Origin of the sequence: Pseudomonas sp. NBRC 111131, from assembly GCF_001320525.1 — a bacterium.
In the GTDB taxonomy this organism is placed as follows: Bacteria; Pseudomonadota; Gammaproteobacteria; order Pseudomonadales; family Pseudomonadaceae; genus Aquipseudomonas; species Aquipseudomonas ceruminis.
Genome location: NZ_BCBH01000007.1, coordinates 1 through 17609, shown reverse-complemented (window position 1 = coordinate 17609; position 17609 = coordinate 1). Strand labels below are relative to the sequence as shown.

13 protein-coding genes, 1 tRNA gene and 1 pseudogene are annotated in these 17609 nt (G+C 62.8%); 5 read left to right on the top strand and 10 right to left on the bottom strand.

From position 1 onward, the window contains the following. Positions 1-57: 57 nt before the first annotated feature. Both APH34_RS08835 and APH34_RS08830 read right to left on the bottom strand, forming a co-directional pair. Positions 58-990 carry an NAD-dependent epimerase/dehydratase family protein gene (locus APH34_RS08835; RefSeq protein ID WP_054900801.1) on the bottom strand — a complete coding sequence of 311 codons (933 nt, stop codon included), beginning with the start codon at positions 988-990 and terminating at the stop codon, positions 58-60. Beyond that, positions 983-1867: a sugar nucleotide-binding protein gene (locus APH34_RS08830; RefSeq protein ID WP_054900800.1), complete on the bottom strand. Its 885-nt coding sequence runs from the start codon at positions 1865-1867 to the stop codon at positions 983-985. The genes APH34_RS08835 and APH34_RS08830 overlap by 8 nt, the downstream gene beginning before the upstream one ends. Before the next feature lie 258 nt (positions 1868-2125). Here APH34_RS08830 and APH34_RS08825 point away from each other — a divergent pair. From APH34_RS08825 to APH34_RS08815, 3 genes and pseudogenes are all read left to right on the top strand, one after another. Then, a pseudogene (locus tag APH34_RS08825) lies at positions 2126-3015 on the top strand (hypothetical protein). A 17-nt stretch (positions 3016-3032) separates the two neighbouring features. After that, on the top strand, positions 3033-3827 hold the full coding sequence (locus APH34_RS08820) for a TSUP family transporter (RefSeq protein ID WP_054900799.1): 795 nt from the start codon (positions 3033-3035) through the stop codon (positions 3825-3827). A 13-nt stretch (positions 3828-3840) separates the two neighbouring features. Next, on the top strand, positions 3841-4680 hold the full coding sequence (locus tag APH34_RS08815; protein ID WP_054900798.1) for an alpha/beta hydrolase: 840 nt from the start codon (positions 3841-3843) through the stop codon (positions 4678-4680). Between the two features lie 11 nt (positions 4681-4691). On the opposite strand, the gene APH34_RS08810 is transcribed toward APH34_RS08815, so the two are convergent. After that, a complete protein-coding gene (locus tag APH34_RS08810) occupies positions 4692-5501 on the bottom strand; it encodes a helix-turn-helix transcriptional regulator (RefSeq protein WP_054900797.1) in 810 nt (269 codons plus the stop codon). Positions 5502-5680: 179 nt separating this feature from the next. Between APH34_RS08810 and APH34_RS08805 the strand changes: the two genes are divergently transcribed. Continuing rightward, positions 5681-7123 (top strand): sodium:alanine symporter family protein, encoded by a 1443-nt coding sequence (locus APH34_RS08805; protein WP_054900796.1) that lies wholly within the window; start codon positions 5681-5683, stop codon positions 7121-7123. Positions 7124-7199: 76 nt separating this feature from the next. Next, the gene (locus APH34_RS08800; RefSeq protein ID WP_054900795.1) at positions 7200-8189 is read left to right on the top strand and encodes an asparaginase; all 990 of its coding nucleotides are present in this window, start codon (positions 7200-7202) and stop codon (positions 8187-8189) included. 84 nt (positions 8190-8273) lie between these two features. On the opposite strand, the gene APH34_RS08795 is transcribed toward APH34_RS08800, so the two are convergent. The 7 genes from APH34_RS08795 to fdnG all read right to left on the bottom strand — a co-directional run bounded on the left by APH34_RS08795 (position 8274) and on the right by fdnG (position 17410). Beyond that, a tRNA-Sec gene (locus tag APH34_RS08795) sits at positions 8274-8369 on the bottom strand. A 6-nt stretch (positions 8370-8375) separates the two neighbouring features. Beyond that, entirely contained in the window at positions 8376-10298 is a 1923-nt protein-coding gene (gene selB, locus APH34_RS08790) for a selenocysteine-specific translation elongation factor (protein ID WP_054900794.1), read from the bottom strand. Continuing rightward, a complete protein-coding gene (gene selA / locus APH34_RS08785; RefSeq protein WP_054900793.1) occupies positions 10295-11722 on the bottom strand; it encodes an L-seryl-tRNA(Sec) selenium transferase in 1428 nt (475 codons plus the stop codon). Before selA ends, selB begins: the two co-directional genes overlap by 4 nt. 85 nt (positions 11723-11807) lie before the next feature. Beyond that, complete coding sequence (gene fdhE / locus APH34_RS08780) at positions 11808-12734, bottom strand: formate dehydrogenase accessory protein FdhE (protein ID WP_054900792.1); 927 nt, start codon at positions 12732-12734, stop codon at positions 11808-11810. A 4-nt stretch (positions 12735-12738) separates the two neighbouring features. Continuing rightward, entirely contained in the window at positions 12739-13395 is a 657-nt protein-coding gene (locus APH34_RS08775; protein ID WP_054900791.1) for a formate dehydrogenase subunit gamma, read from the bottom strand. Further along, positions 13392-14342: a formate dehydrogenase subunit beta gene (gene fdxH, locus APH34_RS08770; RefSeq protein WP_054900790.1), complete on the bottom strand. Its 951-nt coding sequence runs from the start codon at positions 14340-14342 to the stop codon at positions 13392-13394. Before fdxH ends, APH34_RS08775 begins: the two co-directional genes overlap by 4 nt. Next, the gene (gene fdnG, locus APH34_RS08765) at positions 14342-17410 is read right to left on the bottom strand and encodes a formate dehydrogenase-N subunit alpha (protein WP_156358073.1); all 3069 of its coding nucleotides are present in this window, start codon (positions 17408-17410) and stop codon (positions 14342-14344) included. The genes fdxH and fdnG overlap by 1 nt, the downstream gene beginning before the upstream one ends. Positions 17411-17609 lie beyond the last annotated feature (199 nt).

Genomic DNA, 17609 nt, shown 5'->3' with positions numbered 1-17609 from the left:
GGTTATAGGAGCGGGTTGGCCGGGCCTGGAGGGCTTGAACGCCCCCCGAGGCCTGATTCAGACCTTGCCAAGCAGGTGAGCCAGGCCTTGGACCATCGATGTCGGCTGAGGAAAATCAAACCGCTCCAGCAACCGCTGGTTATCCGCCCGCGAATGGCGGATATCGCCTGAGCGGGCCTCTGCATAGCTGACCGGCGGCAGGCTGCCGACCACCTGCTCCAGCGCCTTGAGCAACTGGTTGAGTGAAGTTGCCTGGTTCAGGCCGATATTCACCGCGCCCTCTTCTACCTGCTGCTGTTCCAGCGCCTGCACCATCACATTGACCAGATCGCCCACGTAAAGGAAATCCCGCGTCTGCTCGCCATCGCCGAACACAGTGATCGGCAGCCCTTGGGTCGCCCGCTCACTGAAGATGCTGATCACCCCCGAGTACGGCGAGGACGGGTCCTGGCGCGGGCCGAAGATATTGAAGAAGCGGAACACCACCGGCTCCAGCGCATGCTGCCGGCGGTAGAAGTCCAGGTACTGCTCGCTGGCCAGTTTGTCCACCGCATAAGGGGTCAGCGGTGCCTTGGGCGTGTCTTCGGCAATCGACTGGCCTTCACCGTTGTTGCCGTACACTGCTGCGCTCGAGGCGAACAGCACGCGGCGCACCCCCTGCACGCGCAGGGCCTCACACACATTGAGGGTACCGATGAAATTGCTCTGGTGCGTTTTTACCGGATCCTCGACCGAGGCCTGCACCGAGGCCACGGCAGCCAAATGGACCACCGCCCGGCAACCTGCCGTAGCCCGCTGGACCAGGCCGGCGTCGGCAACGTCACCTTCGATCAGCTCAAGGCGCGGATTGCTCAGTTGCAGGTTGTCGCGCCTGCCCGTCGAGAGGTCGTCGAGAACGCGCACGGCGTAGCCCTTGGCCAGCAACGCATCGCACAGGTGGGAGCCAATGAAGCCGGCGCCGCCGGTGATCAGGATGGGGGCATCAGCCATGGCGGTAAAATCGGTCCAGTAGTGGCGGCAAGCCTGCGCGCCAGGCACGCGGCTTGATACCGAAGGTATGAAGTATTTTCTTGCACGTCAGCACCGCGTTCTGCGGTTCTTCGCTGGCATCCGGGCGCGCGGCATGGGCCTGCGCGGTCGGCGCCTGTACCGCCAGCTGGCGATACTGCCCGGCCTCGGTAAGGATCGCCTGGCCCAGCGCCAGGGGGGTGGTCGCCTCATTGCCGGCGTAATGATAGGTACCCCACAGCGGTGCATTGCAATCGAGTTGCTTGAGCACCGAGAGGATCACCCTGGCTGCGTCGTCCACCGGCGTCGGGTTGCCGCGGCGATCATCGGCCAACAGCAGTTCCTGAGGTTGCTCTGCGCGGGTCAGAAAACGGCCCAAGGTCCCGTCGACGCTCTCGTCCAGCAGCCAGCCAAAGCGCAGCAGCACATGCTGCGGGCAAGCCGCACGCACACTCTGCTCGATACGCCACAATGCCTGGCCACGCAGGCCCAACGGCACCGGCTCGTCCTTCTCGCTGTAGGCCGTGGCCCGCGAGCCGTCGAACACCCGGTAGCTGGAAGGCTGCACCAGGGTGATCTGGTGATGCTGGCACAGCTCCGCCAGCCGCTCCACCGCCCGCTCCTGCTGAGCCAGGCGCTGTTCGCTGACCGACTCGGCCTGGAACCAGTCGAAGTAATAAGCCAGGTTGACCAAGGCATCAGGGCGGTGATCGTCGAGCAGCTGAGTCAGGCTGGCCGCATCCCAGCCGTTTTCCGGTGGACGCGGCGCCAGGAATGCAATGTCCTCCTCGGCCCCGAGACGAATCAGCGCTTGCCCGAGGGCATTGCCACCACCCAACAGCATCAGGCGCATACGCATAGAGTCAGCAGATCCGAACAGGTTGATTGAGGGAAAGGGGTCATTTTGCGGTTTCCTGCCCGGGAAGTCCAACGCAGGGCCAAGGCCAACGACGGTAATAATTTCGATCGTTCAAATATCAAGACCGTCGCCACCAGAAATCTCCTACGAGATACCCGGAACGAGCTGGCTTTCGCGTAGCAGCATAACTGCATTGAATAGTTGACTCACCCACTAACCAGGTGGGAACGGCATAAAAACAACTACAGGGAACGTCCAATGCCTCATTCGGAAGTCGATTATCTGGACTTCAATTCGGAACAAAGCCGAGCCATAGCCTGCGCAAGCCTAGCCATCGCTGCATCGGGCGGCCCTGAAGTCAAGGGGGTTGCGATTCAAGCTCGCCGACTCGCCAAACAGCTTGAAAAGACCTTGAGCGAAGATCAGCGTTCGATCCTGCAGCGCTTTAGCGAAGGAAATCTGTCTGCCTTGATGTACAGGCAAATGCCTTGCCCTGACGACCCATTACCCGACCAGCTACCCGACATTTCCACCCTGATGCAGAGTCCTCGTTGCCAATATCTCGCTTCAAGAAATCAATTACTGCTGGAACTGGTGCGCCATCGTTGTTTCGCCTTCGATATCGACAACGAAGGCAAACAAGTCCGCTTGGTAGGAAATTTCAAAGGCGGTGGCTGCAACCCAAGACGTGATGAAGATCCTCGCGCGGAAGTCGAAACCAGCTCGCATGCTGGCTTACGCTTGGGACCACACACCGAAGCGCCTTACAACTGCTCGACAGTTGCCCGCAATTCTCACTCCCCCGCGCCGTCTGTACTGATTCTGCTGGAAAAGCCGTTTCAATGCTGCAATTCGAGGCCAATGGCGGCTTCTCATTGCGCTACAACAGTTACCGTTTCGCTGTGAATGATCACGCCAGCAGCGCAGCGGCGCGCGCTTTCGACATCTTTCAAAAAACCCTGAGTGCAGCCCAACCACTGGCGTTTGTTCTTCAGCCCGACAGCGCACTGCTGATCAACAATAGCCAAGCGTTGCACGGCCGCGACAGAGTCCGGGACAACCGGCGCCTACTTGTTCGTCAGTTCGGATACTCACCCTTCGCACATCCGCTGGTACTCGCTGAAGACCCCCTCCTGGTCCGTGGCTGAATACAGGAAGACATCCAATGATCGAACTCGACCTGAACCTCATACTAATACTTGCCTTGGCTGCACTTATGGCTGGATTTTTCGATGCGATTGCTGGAGGCGGAGGGCTGATCACGCTGCCAGTCTTGTTCATTGCCGGTATAGAACCCTTGGCGGCAATCGCCACCAACAAATTCCAGGCGGCTTCTGCCACGGTTTCGGCTACGTGTGCTTTTGCCCGCAAAGGCATGATTGACTGGAAGCGCGGCAGCCCAATGGCTGTCATGTCATTTATCGGAGGGGCCTTGGGCGCCTTGTCGATTAGCTACGTACCCAAGCACATTTTGCAGGCCTGCGTACCCATATTGCTTATTCTGGTAGCGGCCTACTTCGCGTTCAGTCCAACACCAAATGAACAAGCGCGCAAGGCGAAGATCTCGACTAGCCTGTTCTGCATGGCAGTGGCTCCCGTCATCGGTTTTTATGACGGAATCTTTGGCCCGGGCGTCGGGTCGTTTTTCATGCTGGCGTGCGTGATTCTGCTGGGTCAACATCTGATCCAAGCGGTGTGCAACGCAAAGCTTTTGAACGCAGCTTGCAACCTGGGCGCGTTGTCAGTGTTTTCACTCAGCGGAGCTATCATCTGGCCGCTGGCACTGGCTATGGCATTTGCTGCGTTCGTGGGTGCACAGTTGGGCGCACGCAGTGCAGTCCGGTTCGGCCCGCGTCTAATCAAGCCGCTGTTGATCTGCGTTTGCTGCATCATGGCGCTTAAGCTGCTGCTCGATACAGAGAACCCACTTGGCGAATGGCTGCACCTACGGGCTTTCTAGGGACACCAGGCAATTGGAAACGGGCATTGATCAGCGTCTGAAATGGCAGTTCGACGAGCCTGCTCCGGGCAGAGAGCTGTTCATCGACGAACACTTCGCAAGCTACCAGCAACAGGCCAGGTTGCTGGTACCTGATACCGAGCGCGCAGCGCCAGTATTCGTGCTGGGTGGCGCGCGTTCGGACTTTACCCGGCTCAACCCTCTGCTCTATCGCCTGCAAGCCGCTGGCATCGGGTCGCTCACGGGCAACCTTTCTGGTCACAGCCATGCCAGCGAGCCAGGCGCAGTGGCGCCGTCACTGGTTACCAACCTCGAAGAGGCACAGCGCTTCTACGCGCATATCGCACCTCGATGCAGAACGCTGATAGGCCACAGCCTGGGCGCGGCAATCACGCTGAAACTTGCAGCACGGTTGCCTCAAGTGGACAGCATCGTATTGATCTGCCCGGCAGTCTATCCAGATGATGCCCACCAAGCGCCGTTTGGCCCGGCATTCACTGCCGCCATCAGCAAGCCATATGGCTTTCTGGACAGCGACAGCTACGCCTTCCTCAAGCAGTTCCAGGGCAGAGTGCTGATGGTGATTGGCGAGTACGACGGGCTCAACTCACAACGCTTCGGCAAAGGGCCGGGCACCAGCGCAGGTAACCTGTGGCTGGGCGGCACCGAACGCTACAGCCCGATCCCTGAAGAAGTCACCCAAGCGCTGATGAGTGCCGTATCGGCGGCGCGTTTGCAATGCCTGTTTCTTACAGACTGCGACCACGGCATCGCCGCCCACCTGCGCAACACGCCAGCCATCGCGGACCAGGTTGCCAATGCGGTTGAAATGTTCATCCTCGACAGCGGCTAATGCGCGGACCATCACTCGATTTCGAACAGCCCGTTACTGAGCGGCCCCACGCTCAACCGCTCGCGCACATCGTCATCAATGCGCGGATCATCCGGTCGGTAGAGTTTGACCTGCCGGTAGGCATTGATGCGGTTGATCTCCTCGCCCAGGTATTCCCACACCACGCGGGTACAGGCAGGGTTGCGGCGGTCGCCGCTGGAAACCCCGGTCTTCAGGCCATTCAGGCGGGTGATGCGGCTCTTGAAGCTGGGGATCAGGACGGTCTGGCTCATCTCGTTCAAGGTCAGCGACTCGTAGTCGATGAGGAACATCCGGTCCTGCAACTGGAACGCCGCGCCCAGGTAACGGCAGCGTACTTCGGCATGCTGGTCGGTGGCGCTGGAGCGCTCCTGACGCTCCTGGCGCTCGAACAGGAACTGGCCACGCTCCTCGCGCAAGTGCACCAGCGACACCAGGATCGTGCCCGGTACCGACATGCAGTTGGAATACTCGAAGTAGTAACCGCAATAACGCGAAAGGTTGCCAGCATGCTCATGCAATGGCCGGAACAGTTCGCTGATCGGGTCGCTTGGCTGATCGGCCAGCGCGGTCACCCGCGCGCCTATCAGACGGGTGAACTGTTCGGGCGGCAGGTTCAGTTCGTAATCCTCGACGCCGAAGAAATCGCCGATGCGCTTGAGGTTGAATGCCGTCGGGCGGCTCTGCCCGCTCAGGTACTTGTTGAACTGGGCACGGTTGATCGACAGCTGGCGGCAAACTTCGGAGATAGAGCGGTAGTGGCTGCAGGCCAGTTTAAGGTTGGCAGCGAAATGATCGCTCATGTTCAGAATCCAGGGTGACGCGAATGACGCCATTGTAGCATCAAGTCGCATCAAGTCAGAGCAACCCGCGAAATTGTAACCACCCTTGTCATAGCCAACCATGCGCCCCCAACGATAGCGGTGCGCCTGCAGTCCGCTGGTCTTTCCATGCGAAGAATAAGAATCGAGGTCATTTTCCAATGCTCGAAGCACTCAACGATTTCCTCTCGGGGAAACTTCTTATCGTGCTGATCGTCGGTCTCGGCGGTTACTTCACCGTCCGTTCGCGGTTCGTCCAGTTCCGCCACTTCATCCACATGTTCGGTGTGTTCAAGGAATCGCTGCGTGGCCAGGCTGGCCAGCTGAGCTCTTTCCAGGCCCTGATGCTGAGCCTTGCTGGCCGCGTTGGCGCCGGTAACATTGCCGGTGTCGGCATTGCCGTTACCTTGGGTGGCCCAGGCGCGGTGTTCTGGATGTGGGTCACCGCACTGGTGGGCATGGCCAGCAGCTTCTTCGAATGTACCCTGGCCCAAGTGTACAAACGCGCCGATGGCGATGGGTTGTACCGCGGCGGCCCGGCCTACTACATCCAGCACGGCTTGAAGCTCAAGAGCATGGCAGTGGTGTTCTCGATCCTGCTGCTGGTCACCTACGGCTTCGCCTTCATGGGCCTGCAGTCGTACACCGTCACCCACTCGCTGCAAAACGCCTTCGGTTTCGACCCTAGCCACACCGGTATTGCCCTGGCAGTGCTGCTGGCCATCGTCTTCATCGGGGGTATCAAGCGCATCGCGGCGGTGTCCGACCTGCTGGTCCCGATCAAGACCCTGGCCTATATCGGCGTGACGCTGTATGTGATCGGCACCCAGATCGAGCACGTTCCGGCCATGCTGGAAACCATCTTCAAGAGCGCCTTCGGCCTCGACCCGGCATTCGGCGGCCTGCTCGGCAGCGCCATTGTCATGGGTGTGAAACGGGGCGTGTTCGCCAACGAAGCAGGCCTGGGCAGCGCGCCCAACGTCGCCGCCGTAGCGGCCGTTAAACACCCCGGTGCCCAAGGCGTGGTCCAGGCCTTCAGCGTGTTCCTCGATACCTTCGTGATCTGCACCTGCACCGCATTGCTGATCCTGCTGTCGGGCTTCTACACCCCAGGCTTCGAAGGTGATGGCATCGTCCTGACCCAGAACTCGCTGGCCGCCGTGGTCGGTGACTGGGGCCGCCTGTTCGTCAGCGTCGCCCTGTCGCTGTTCGTGTTCACCTGCATCCTCTACAACTACTACCTGGGCGAGAACAGCCTGCAGTTCCTCAGCCGCAACCGCATTGTCCTGTTGGGGTTCCGCGCCCTGGTCCTGGCGCTGGTGGTATGGGGCTCGGTGCAGGACCTGTCGACCGTGTTCGCCTTCGCCGACATCACCATGACCTGCCTGGCCTTCGTCAACCTGGTCGCCCTGGCCCTGCTGTTCAAGGTCGGCATGCGCGTGATGCGCGACTACGACGAGCAGCGCAAAGCCGGCATCAAGCAGCCTGTGTTCGATTCAGCCAAGTTCGCCGACCTGGACCTGGACCGTAATGCCTGGCCTGCCAATCCACAGGCCGAAACAGCCGCTGACAAAGCCGCCGGCCAGGTTCAGCCACAGCGCTGATATCCTCCCCTGCCCAGCCGCCCCGCTCGCGGGCGGCTGCTCTCTCTATCTCCGCTCACGGCTACGGATGCTTTCCATGCGTGCAGTCACGAATCTCCTCGTCCTCTACACCGGGGGCACCATCGGCATGCTCGAAACGGCTGAAGGCCTGGCGCCGGCCGGTGGTTTCGAAGCGCGGATGCGCGAACACTTCGCCCAACTGGCCGATGCGCCCCAGCTGCAATGGTCGCTGCAGGAAATGAACCCGCTGCTCGACAGCGCCAACATGCAACAACACAACTGGTTGGCGATGCGCGATGCCATCGTTGCAGCGGTGGACGAAGGTGGCCATGACGGCGTACTGGTATTGCATGGCACCGATACCCTGGCCCATAGCGCCGCGGCCCTGTCGTTTCTGCTGCTGGGCCTGCCGGCGCCGGTGCTGCTGACCGGTTCGATGCTGCCAGCGGGCGCCCAGGGCAGCGATGCCTGGGATAACCTCTGCGGCGCCCTGCGCCAGTTTGAACAAGGCCTGGAGGACGGCGTGCAGCTGTATTTCCACGGCCAACGGCTGCACGGCTGCCGTGCCTCGAAACTGCGCAGCGAAGCGTTCGACGCCTTTGCCGCGTTGCCGCGTCATCGCGAAGGCGTGCGGGCGAGCGATGTGCCTGCTGCCCTGGGTTATCGCCAACAGCGCCAGCCGGTCAACCTCGCCATCATGCCGGTGTTCCCTGGCCTGCAGGCCGAGCACCTGCGGGTGCTGCTCGACAGTGGCGTGCAAGGGCTGCTGCTTGAATGCTACGGCAGTGGTACCGGGCCTTCGGATGACCAGGCGCTCCTCGACGTGCTACGTGCGGCGCGCCAGCGCGGGGTGATGCTGGTTGCCATCAGCCAGTGCCCGGAGGGGTCGGTGGTGTTCGATACCTATGCGGCCGGCAATCGACTGCGCGCAGCAGGGTTGATCAGCGGGGGCGGTATGACCCGTGAAGCGGCGTTGGCCAAAGTGTTCGCCTTGCTGGGTGCGGGGCTGGGGGTTGAGGCAGCAGAGCAGTGGTTTGCACTGGACCTGTGTGGGGAGCGGGCCTAGGTTCTGCCTGGCAGGGCCTCATCGCCGGCAAGCAGGCCCCCACAGGCCAAGCGCAGCACTCAAGGGGCGCTCCAGCCATGAAATTGGCGGAAGGCAGCGGGAGTCGAACCTGCCCGGGAACGGCTGCCGTCCCCAACCGGGTTTGAAGCCCGGCCGCGCCACCGGGCGCGATTGCCTTCCTTGAACTCAGTGCCTGGCCTGCTGCTGGGCCAGTGCGCTGTCGGCACGGATATGACGCTGATCGGCAACCCTCCGGGTCAGGCCGATGCGGTCGAAGTACTCAAGAATCTGCACACTGCGCTTGCGACCGATGCCCAACATATCGCGAAACGCGGCAACCTGCACTACCGGCGTTTCCCCCGCCTGCCCAAGCAGCAGCGCTGCCATGCGCTGGAGCGTCGCTTCCGGGTAGAACAGGTCACGTACCACCTGATGCACCAGCCCGAGCCTGGCCAGCTTGCGTAACAACAGGCGCACCTCGGCCTCCCCACACTGCACTTCGCTGGCCAGCGTCCTGACCCACGGTGGATCGAAGCATCCTTCGCGCAACATCGGCTCTAACCGCGCCCACAGCGCGGTGTCGGCGTCGCTCAACTGCACGTTGTGATCGGGCAGGTGCAGCCAAGGCCCACTGCTGGCAATTGCACCGTCACTCAGCAGTTCATCAAGCAGGCTGACGAACGCAGGCCGCTCCAGCGCCAAGGTGGCGAAGCGGCGCAGGCGATCGCGGTCCGGGCCGAGCTGATCGGGTTCCTGCTCATGGAACAGCGCCAATTGCGCCAGCACCTGGCGCTTGAGCGCTTGCCACTGGGCATTGGCGAACAGCAATTGGCCCTGCCGTGTGGCAACGACCTTTGCAGCGCTGGGTAGCTGCCAGGTTTCGCGCAAGCGGTTGAATTGACGCTCCAGGCGTTGCGGGTCGAGGCCACCGGGCGCTGCCTCGAGCAACGCCATCAAGCACTGCTCCAGGCTCTGGGCGTCAGCCAGCACCTGCAGTTGGCGCAACCGCGCCTCACTGCGACGCTGCCGGCTTGGGGCGAACGGGTCCAGCACGCTACCCCCACCCAAGGTGCGCTGGGCACGTTGATCGCGCAGCACCAGGCGATCCCCATGTACAGCCTGCAGCGGTGCGTTGAGCAGCAACTGGGCAAACATGCGCTGGCCTGGGGCCAGGCGTTCCCCCTGCAGCAACGCGACGCGGGCAGTGACATCCTGGGTACCCAAATGGACGTGCACAGCACTGAAATGCTCGAAGGCACGCTCCTCGTTGGCCAACAGATGCAGCTCGATATCCACCCGCACGCTGGGCCCATGCAGCCACTCAGGCACCAGCCAGTCACCACGGTGCACCTGTGCCACCGCCAACCGCTCGGCGGCGATGTTCAAGGCCACTCGCTGCCCCGCTTCAGCGACCAGCGCGGCCTGGTTCTGCGCATGCAGGCCGCGCACCCGTACCGGCTTACCGGCCTTGCCCAGCAACAAGGTGTCGCCGGCGCTAACCCGCCCGGCCAGTGCAGTGCCAGTGACCACCACACCGGCCCCCGTCACAGCGAAGGCGCGATCGATGGCAAGGCGAAAGCCCCCACCCACGCTGCGCTGGCGCACGCTGCCTTGCGCCTGGACCACTGCTTGGCGCAGTGCCTCGATTCCCTCACCGGTGATGCTTGAAAGCGGGAACTGCGGCGCGCCTGCATAGGGGCCGGTGGCCAGCAGTTCGGTAACCTGCGCCTGCACTTCGACCAGGCGCGCCGGCTCGACCCGGTCGCATTTGGTAATTGCCACCAGCGCCTGGGGGATACCCAGCAGCTCGATGATCGCCAGGTGCTCACGGGTCTGTGGCATGACCCCGTCGTCCGCAGCCACCACCAGCAACACCAGGTCTATGCCGTGGGCTCCCGCCAGCATGTTGTGGATAAAACGCTCGTGACCAGGCACATCGATGAAGCCGATCAGAGGGGCACCTTCGGCCAGCGCTGCATAGCGATAGCCGAGGTCGATGGTCATGCCACGGGCGCGCTCCTCCTGGCGCTGGTCGCCGGCCTGGCCGGTGAGGGCCTGGAGCAACGCAGTCTTGCCGTGGTCGATGTGGCCGGCAGTACCAACGATCACTGCACCGGCCCCAACTGCAAAGCAGGCAGTTGCGCCAACCACTGGGCTTCATCGTCCAGCTGGCGCAGGTCAAGCCACAGCGCATCGTCGTCGATGCGGCCCAGTACCGGCACCGGCAGGTCGCGCAAGGCACGCTCCAGCACATGCAGGCTGCGCCCGCGCAGCTTTTTCGACACCTGCGGGCGCAGGCACAGCGCGGCGCTGGGCAGGCGGGCAACGGGCTGGCTGCCACTGCCGATCATGCCCAGCGCCGGCTCCACGCTCACCGTCCATTGCGCATCGAGACGCGCCTTGAGCTCAGGCGCCAGGCGCTCGGCCTGGGCCTGGATCTCGGCCTGGCTGCGGGTCAGCAGGCGCAGGCTCGGCAGGCGCTCGGCCAGTCGGTCCGGGTTGCGGTACAGCGCCAGCACCGCCTCGAGCGCGGCAAGGGTGATCTTGTCGACGCGCAGCGCACGTTTGAGCGGGTTCTTCTTGATCCTGGCAATTAGCTCTTTGCGCCCGACGATGATGCCAGCCTGCGGGCCGCCAAGCAGCTTGTCGCCGCTGAAGGTCACAATATCGGCACCGTCGGCCAACGCCTGGCGCACGGTCGGTTCGGCGGGCAGGCCCCAGCGGGTCAGGTCGAGCAGGCTGCCGCTGCCCAGGTCTTCGAGCAGCGGCAGTTCATGCTGATGGGCGATCCGCGCCAGTTCGGCGGTGGCTACTTGGGTGGTGAAGCCCTGAATGCTGTAATTGCTGCAGTGCACACGCATCAACAAGCCGGTGCGTGGGCCGATGGCGGCCTCGTAATCACGGGCGTGGGTGCGATTGGTGGTACCAATCTCGTGCAGTTTTACGCCAGCGCGAGCCATGATGTCGGGGATGCGGAAAGCGCCGCCGATCTCGATCAGCTCGCCGCGAGAAATGATGCCTTCCTTGCGCGCGCCCAGGCTGTTGAGCGCCAGTAACACGGCGGCGGCATTGTTGTTGACCACGGTGACGGCTTCGGCGCCGGTCAGTTCGCGGATCAGGCCCTCGATCAGGTCATCGCGATCACCGCGCTTGCCCGTGGCCAGGTCGAACTCCAGGTTGAGCGGGTAGCGGGCGGCAGTCTGCATGGCTTCGACGGCCTCTTCCGGCAAAAGTGCACGGCCAAGGTTGGTATGCAGTACGGTGCCGGTGAGGTTGAAAACGCGGCGGACCTGGCTGCGTTGCTGGATAGCCAGACGCTCGCCGGTGCGGCCCAGGAGGATTTCAGCAGCCAGTTCGGCGGCGCCGAGCTGGCCATTGCGAACCGGGTCGCGCAGGTCATCGAGCAGTTGGCGCAAGGTGGCGAGCACGGCGTCGCGGCCGTGGCGATCGATCAACGGCAGGCAGGCCGGATGGCGCAGCAGGGTGTCGATGGAAGGCAATCGTGGGGTGTCGCTGGCGGGGCGTGAAGACATCAGGTACTACCTTGTCCATTGTCTGCTTGAGCCCCATCGCCGGCTTGCCGACGATGGGGGCAACTCATGACGCAAGTGTAGACACTCACCCACCACCCGGGGCCAGCATCAGGTTGGGCGCCAGGCGGTGAAAGCCCTCCTCGTCCAGCCGGATGTCCAGTGCCAGACTGGCCAGGTCATCGGCCAGCGCCTCGGCAGCGGCATCGTTCTCCAGATAGTTCTGCTTCAGGTACGTATTGCACCCCGGGCAGCATTCGGCCCGCAATGGCGCCTTGCCCGGCGCATGGCGGTCATCCTCCAGGCTGGTGTAACGAAGGTCCTTGCTTGACTCGCAGTACACGCACTTGACCCGCACCACATGCCACTCGCACGCGCACAGAGAGCAGGCCAGGTAACGCAGGCCATTATGCTTGCCGCGGTTGCGCACCACCCCGGCCATGGCCGGTGAGCCGCACGCTGGGCATTGGGCCAGGCTGGCTGAAGGCTTAAGTTCCGGTGACGGCAACGCCAGCAGCCAACTTGCCCAGGCCGCCTGCAGCGCGGCGCCCAGCAACGGTACCAGTGCAGCCGGCACGGCGTCGTACTGCCCGGCAAGCAATGCGATGCCCCAGCCCTTTCGCTGGCTTTCATCACTCTCTTGCAGGGCTTGCAAGGCAGCGGCCAGCGGCGGCTCAACATCAGTATGAAAATGCCCGAGCAACGCCTGCAGCCAGACCAGCCATGGCCCTTCGCGCACCAGGCTATCGGCCGCCAGCGGTGGCAAGCCATGGCTTATGCACAGGCGCTGACGCTCGCCAGCGACCGGTAAACCCCCAGGGGGGTTATCCACGAGCTGCTGCTGAATGCGGCACAGCCGCGCGACCAGCCGCAGGTAGGCGCCAAGGGCATGCCCTTCGGCCAGGTGCTCGAGCCGCGCGGCGCGCAGTTCGAAGAGGTTGGCAGGCGGCAGATGCAGAAACGGCGGCATCACTGCCGACGCTTCGATCTGCCCAGGTTCGAGTATCGTGCTCAAGCGGTCATCCTTCTTTGCTTCCATGATTGCTCGGCGTCTTGTCGCCGGTCACTTCGCGGTACCACAGTTCATGGTGCTTGCGTGCCCAGGCCCGGCTGACCCAGCCATGCAGCATGGCGCCGATCGAGCCCTTGATCCAGATGCCGGCGTAGATGTGCACGATGATGCTGAGCACCAGCACAAACCCCGCCAGTGCATGTGCCAACGCAGCAAGGCGAATCGAGCCTATATCGAAGAAGTGGCTGAAATACGCCCGCCAGATCACCACGCCGCTGAGCAACAACACCAGCATGCAGATCAGCAAGGTCCAGAACAGCAGCTTCTGCCCGGCGTTGTACTTGCCGATCGGTGGCACGCCCTCTTCCTTGTTGAGCATCACACGGTCGATGCGGCGCAGCCACAGGCGGTCGTTGGCGGTAATGAAGTTGGCGCGCCAGAAGCGCAGCACCAGGCCAAGGAAGAACACGAACATCGCCACGCCCATGAAGGGATGCAGGATGCGCGTCCATGGCCCACCGCCGAACAGATGGCTAAGCCAGAACAGCGCCGGATGAAACAGCGCCAGTCCGGAAAGCCCGGCAAGGATGAACAAAATGGCGACGATCCAGTGGTTGGTCCGCTCGTTGGCGTTGTAGCGCAGGATTGGCTTGTTGTCGTTCATGGCCGCTGCTCCCCTTGCCCACCGGGCCGGTTCGGGTCATAGACATGCACCGACGGGTCGACCTGATGCACGCTCTCGTCGGGTGGCGTGGGGTGCTCGTCCTCCTCGACCCGCTGCGGCCCGACCCGGACGTAGTGGAAGAACCCAGCCAACACCGCCGCGCCCATGGCCAGCAGCGCCAGCGGTTTGGTGAACCCTTTCCACAACCCCACCAAGGGGCTGATCACCGGCTGGTCCGGCAGGCCGGCATACAGCTTCGGTGTGTCGGCATGGTGCAACACGTACATCACGTGGGTGCCACCGACGCCGTCCGGGTCGTACAGCCCGGCGTTGTCGTAGCCACGCGATTTGAGGTCGACGATACGCTCGGCGGCATGCACTTTCATCTCGTCCTTGCTGCCGAACACGATCGCGCCGGTCGGGCAGGTCTTCACGCAGGCCGGCTCCAGGCCCACACTCACACGGTCGGAACACAGGGTGCATTTGTACGCCTTGTGGTCCTTCTGCGAGATGCGCGGGATGTTGAACGGGCAACCGGTGATGCAATAGCCACAACCGATGCAATGGTCCTGGTTGAAGTCGACGATGCCGTTGGCGTGCTTGATGATCGCGCCCGGGCTGGGGCACGCCTTCAGGCAACCGGGGTCGGCGCAGTGCATGCAGCCATCCTTGCGGATCAGCCACTCCAGGTTGCCGTCGTCGCGCTCGTGCTCGGTGAAACGCATCAGGGTCCAGGTCTCGGCAGTGAGGTCCTGGGGGTTGTCGTAGGTGCCGTGGTTATGGCCGACCTCGTCACGCAGTTCATTCCACTCCGAACACGCCACCTGGCAGGCCTTGCAGCCGATGCACTTGGTGGTGTCGATCAGCTTGGCGACCTCCTGCTGCTGGCGTACCGAAGGCGGTACGGTGGTGGTGGCCGAGCGGGCGATGATGTCTTGGCTGGCCATCAGAGTTTCTCCACTTTGACGAGGAACGACTTGGATTCCGGCGTCTGGGTGTTGCCGTCACCGAGGAACGGCACCAAGGTGTTGGTCAGGTAGCCATGCCGGGTGGCGCCGGTGAAGCCCCAGTGCAACGGGATACCGATCTGGTGCACGGTCTGATTGTTGACCTGCAGCGGACGAATCCGCTTGGTCACCACCGCCACCGCATCGATGTGCCCGCGCTTGCTCGACACCCGTACCCGATCACCTGCCTTGATGCCTTTCTCGTTAGCCAGTACCTCGCCGATTTCAACGAACTGCTCGGGTTGGGCAATGGCGTTGAGCCGGCAATGCTTGCTCCAGAAGTGGAAGTGCTCAGTCAGCCGGTAGGTGGTTGCCGCATAGGGGAACTCATCATGCTTGCCGAGGGTGTCCCACACCGAATCGAAGATCCGCCCGGCCGGGTTGCTGGTGGCCTTCTTGTTCTGCGGGTGCAGCGGGTTGATGCCGATAGGCGTTTCGAACGGCTCGTAGTGCTCTGGGAACGGGCCTTCGGCCATCTTGTCGATGGCAAAGAACCGCGCCACGCCCTCGGGGTTCATGATGAACGGGTTCATCCCCGCTTCCGGGGGCGAGTCGACTTTGAAGTCCGGCACATCGGTGCCGGTCCAGGTCTTGCCGTTCCACCACACCAGGCGCTTCTTCTCCGAGTCCCAGGGCTTGCCTTGCGGGTCGCTGGAGGCACGGTTGTAGAGGATGCGACGGTTGGCCGGCCAGGCCCACGCCCAGTTCTGCACCTGGTGCATGCCGTACGGGTCGCTGTTGTCGCGGCGGGCCATCTGGTTACCCTGCTCGGTCCAGCAGCCGGCAAAGATCCAGCAGCCCGAGGCGGTACTCCCGTCATCCTTGAGCTGGCCGAAACCGGCCAACTGCTGCCCACTCTTGATGACCGCGCCGGTCGGGTCGGTGACATCGGTGACTGCCCAGCCGTTCATCTCCTTGGCCAGTTCCTCTGGGGACGGCTCTTCAGGGATCTTGTACGGCCAGCTGATGTTCATCATCGCATCAGGGTAAGCACCGCCCTCGGCCTGGTAGCGTTGGCGCAGGCGCAGGAACAGCTCGCTCATGATGTGCACGTCGGTGCGGGTCTCGCCCGGGCCGTCGGCGCCCTTCCAGTGCCACTGCAGCCAGCGGCTGCTGTTGACCAACGAGCCGTCTTCTTCAGCGAAACAGGTGGTGGGCAAGCGAATCACTTCGGTCTGGATGCTGGCCGTGTCGACGTCGTTGAACGGCCCGGCGTTACGCCAGAACTCCGAGGTCTCGGTGGCCAGCGGGTCCATGATCACCAGCCACTTGAGTTTGCCCAAAGCTGCCGTTACGCGGTTCTTGTCCGGCAACGCGGCAATCGGGTTGAAGCCTTGGCACAGATAGCCGTTGACCTTGCCCTGGCCCATCATCTCGAACATGCGCAGCACGTCGTAGGCCGGCACATCGAGCTTGGGCAGCCAGTCGTAGCCCCAGTTGTTTTCCGCCGTGGCATTGGCCCCGTACCAGGCCTTCATCAGGCTGACATGGAACTTGCCGTAGTTCTGCCAATAGGACAGCTGCCCGGGGCGCAGCGGTTTGGAGGCACGCTTGTCGATGAAAGTGGCGTAATCCTGCTCGGCATCCCCGGCCAGGGTCAGGTAACCCGGCAGCGAATTGGACAGCAGGCCGAGGTCGGTCAGGCCCTGGATGTTGGAGTGCCCGCGCAAGGCATTGACGCCACCGCCAGGCATGCCGACGTTACCTAGCAGCAGTTGCACCATCGCCGCACTGCGGATGATCTGCGCACCAATCGAATGCTGCGTCCAGCCCAGCGCATAGAGAATCGTCATGGTCTTGCCCGGGACCGAGCAGGTGGCGATCTCTTCCCAGATCTTCATCATGGCGTCCTGTGGCATGCCACAGGTCATGCTCGCCACTTCCGGGGTGTAGCGGCTGTAGTGCTGCTTCATCAGCTGATACACGCAGCGCGGGTGCTGCAGGGTCGGGTCGACCTTGGCGAAGCCGTCCTCACCCAGCTCGTAACCCCAGCCCGACTTGTCGGCGTACACACGCTTGGCCGCGTCGTAGCCGCTGAACAGCCCGTCCTCGAAGCCATAGCTCTCTTTGACGATGAACGAGACGTCGGTGTAGTTACGCACGTACTCGTGCTGGATCTTGTCGTTGCTCAGCAGGTAGTTGATCAACCCACCCATGAAGGCAATGTCGCTGCCGGTGCGAATCGGCGCGTAGTAATCCGCCACCGAGGCGGTACGGGTAAACCGCGGGTCGACCACGATCAGCCGCGCCTTGTTGTGCGCCTTGGCCTCGGTCACCCACTTGAAGCCGCACGGGTGCGCTTCTGCTGCGTTGCCACCCATCACCAGGACCAGATTCGCGTTGGCGATATCTGACCAGTGGTTGGTCATGGCGCCACGGCCGTACGTCGGGGCAAGACTTGCCACCGTCGGGCCATGTCAGACACGTGCCTGGTTATCGAACCCCAGCATGCCTGTTGCGCGGACGACCTTGTGGGTCAGGTAACCCGCCTCGCTGGAGGCGGCTGATGCAGCGAGAAAACCGGTGGTGAGCCAACGGTTGACCGTTTGCCCCTGGGCGTTCTTTTCGATGAAATTGGCGTCGCGGTCCTGCTTCATCAGGTCAGCGACGCGGTCGAGCGCCTCATCCCAGCTGACCCGCACCCACTCTTTGCTGCCCGGCTTGCGTACTTCGGGGTACTGCAGGCGGCTTGGGCTGTGGATGAAGTCCAGCAGGCCTGCGCCTTTCGGGCACAGGGTGCCGCGGTTGACCGGGTGGTCGGCGTCGCCTTCGATATGGATGATGTTCTGTTTGACGTTCTTGCCCGCATCGCCCTGGCTGTACAGGATCAGGCCGCAGCCGACCGAGCAGTAGGGGCAGGTGTTCCGGGCTTCTTTGGTGTGCGCCAGCTTGAAGTGGCGCACCTGCTCGGCGAACGCGGGCGTGGGGGCCATGCCCAACGCCGCGAGGCTCGAGCCTCCAAGGCCGACGGCGGCGACCTTGAAGAACTGCCGACGGTTCAGGTCCATCGTGCACTCCTGATCAGATAGTGGACGCACGGAACATGGCCGGCGTCTCCTGGTAGTCACGGTGGCGGTTTTTGACGGCCGCCAATGGGTAAGACTAGTCAAGAATCGGGAAGGTGTGGTGACTTGGGTCACATGGGCGGTGGGGGGCGTTATGGTCGCCAGGTGCATGGCTTGGGTTTTATGGGGATGCGTAAATCGA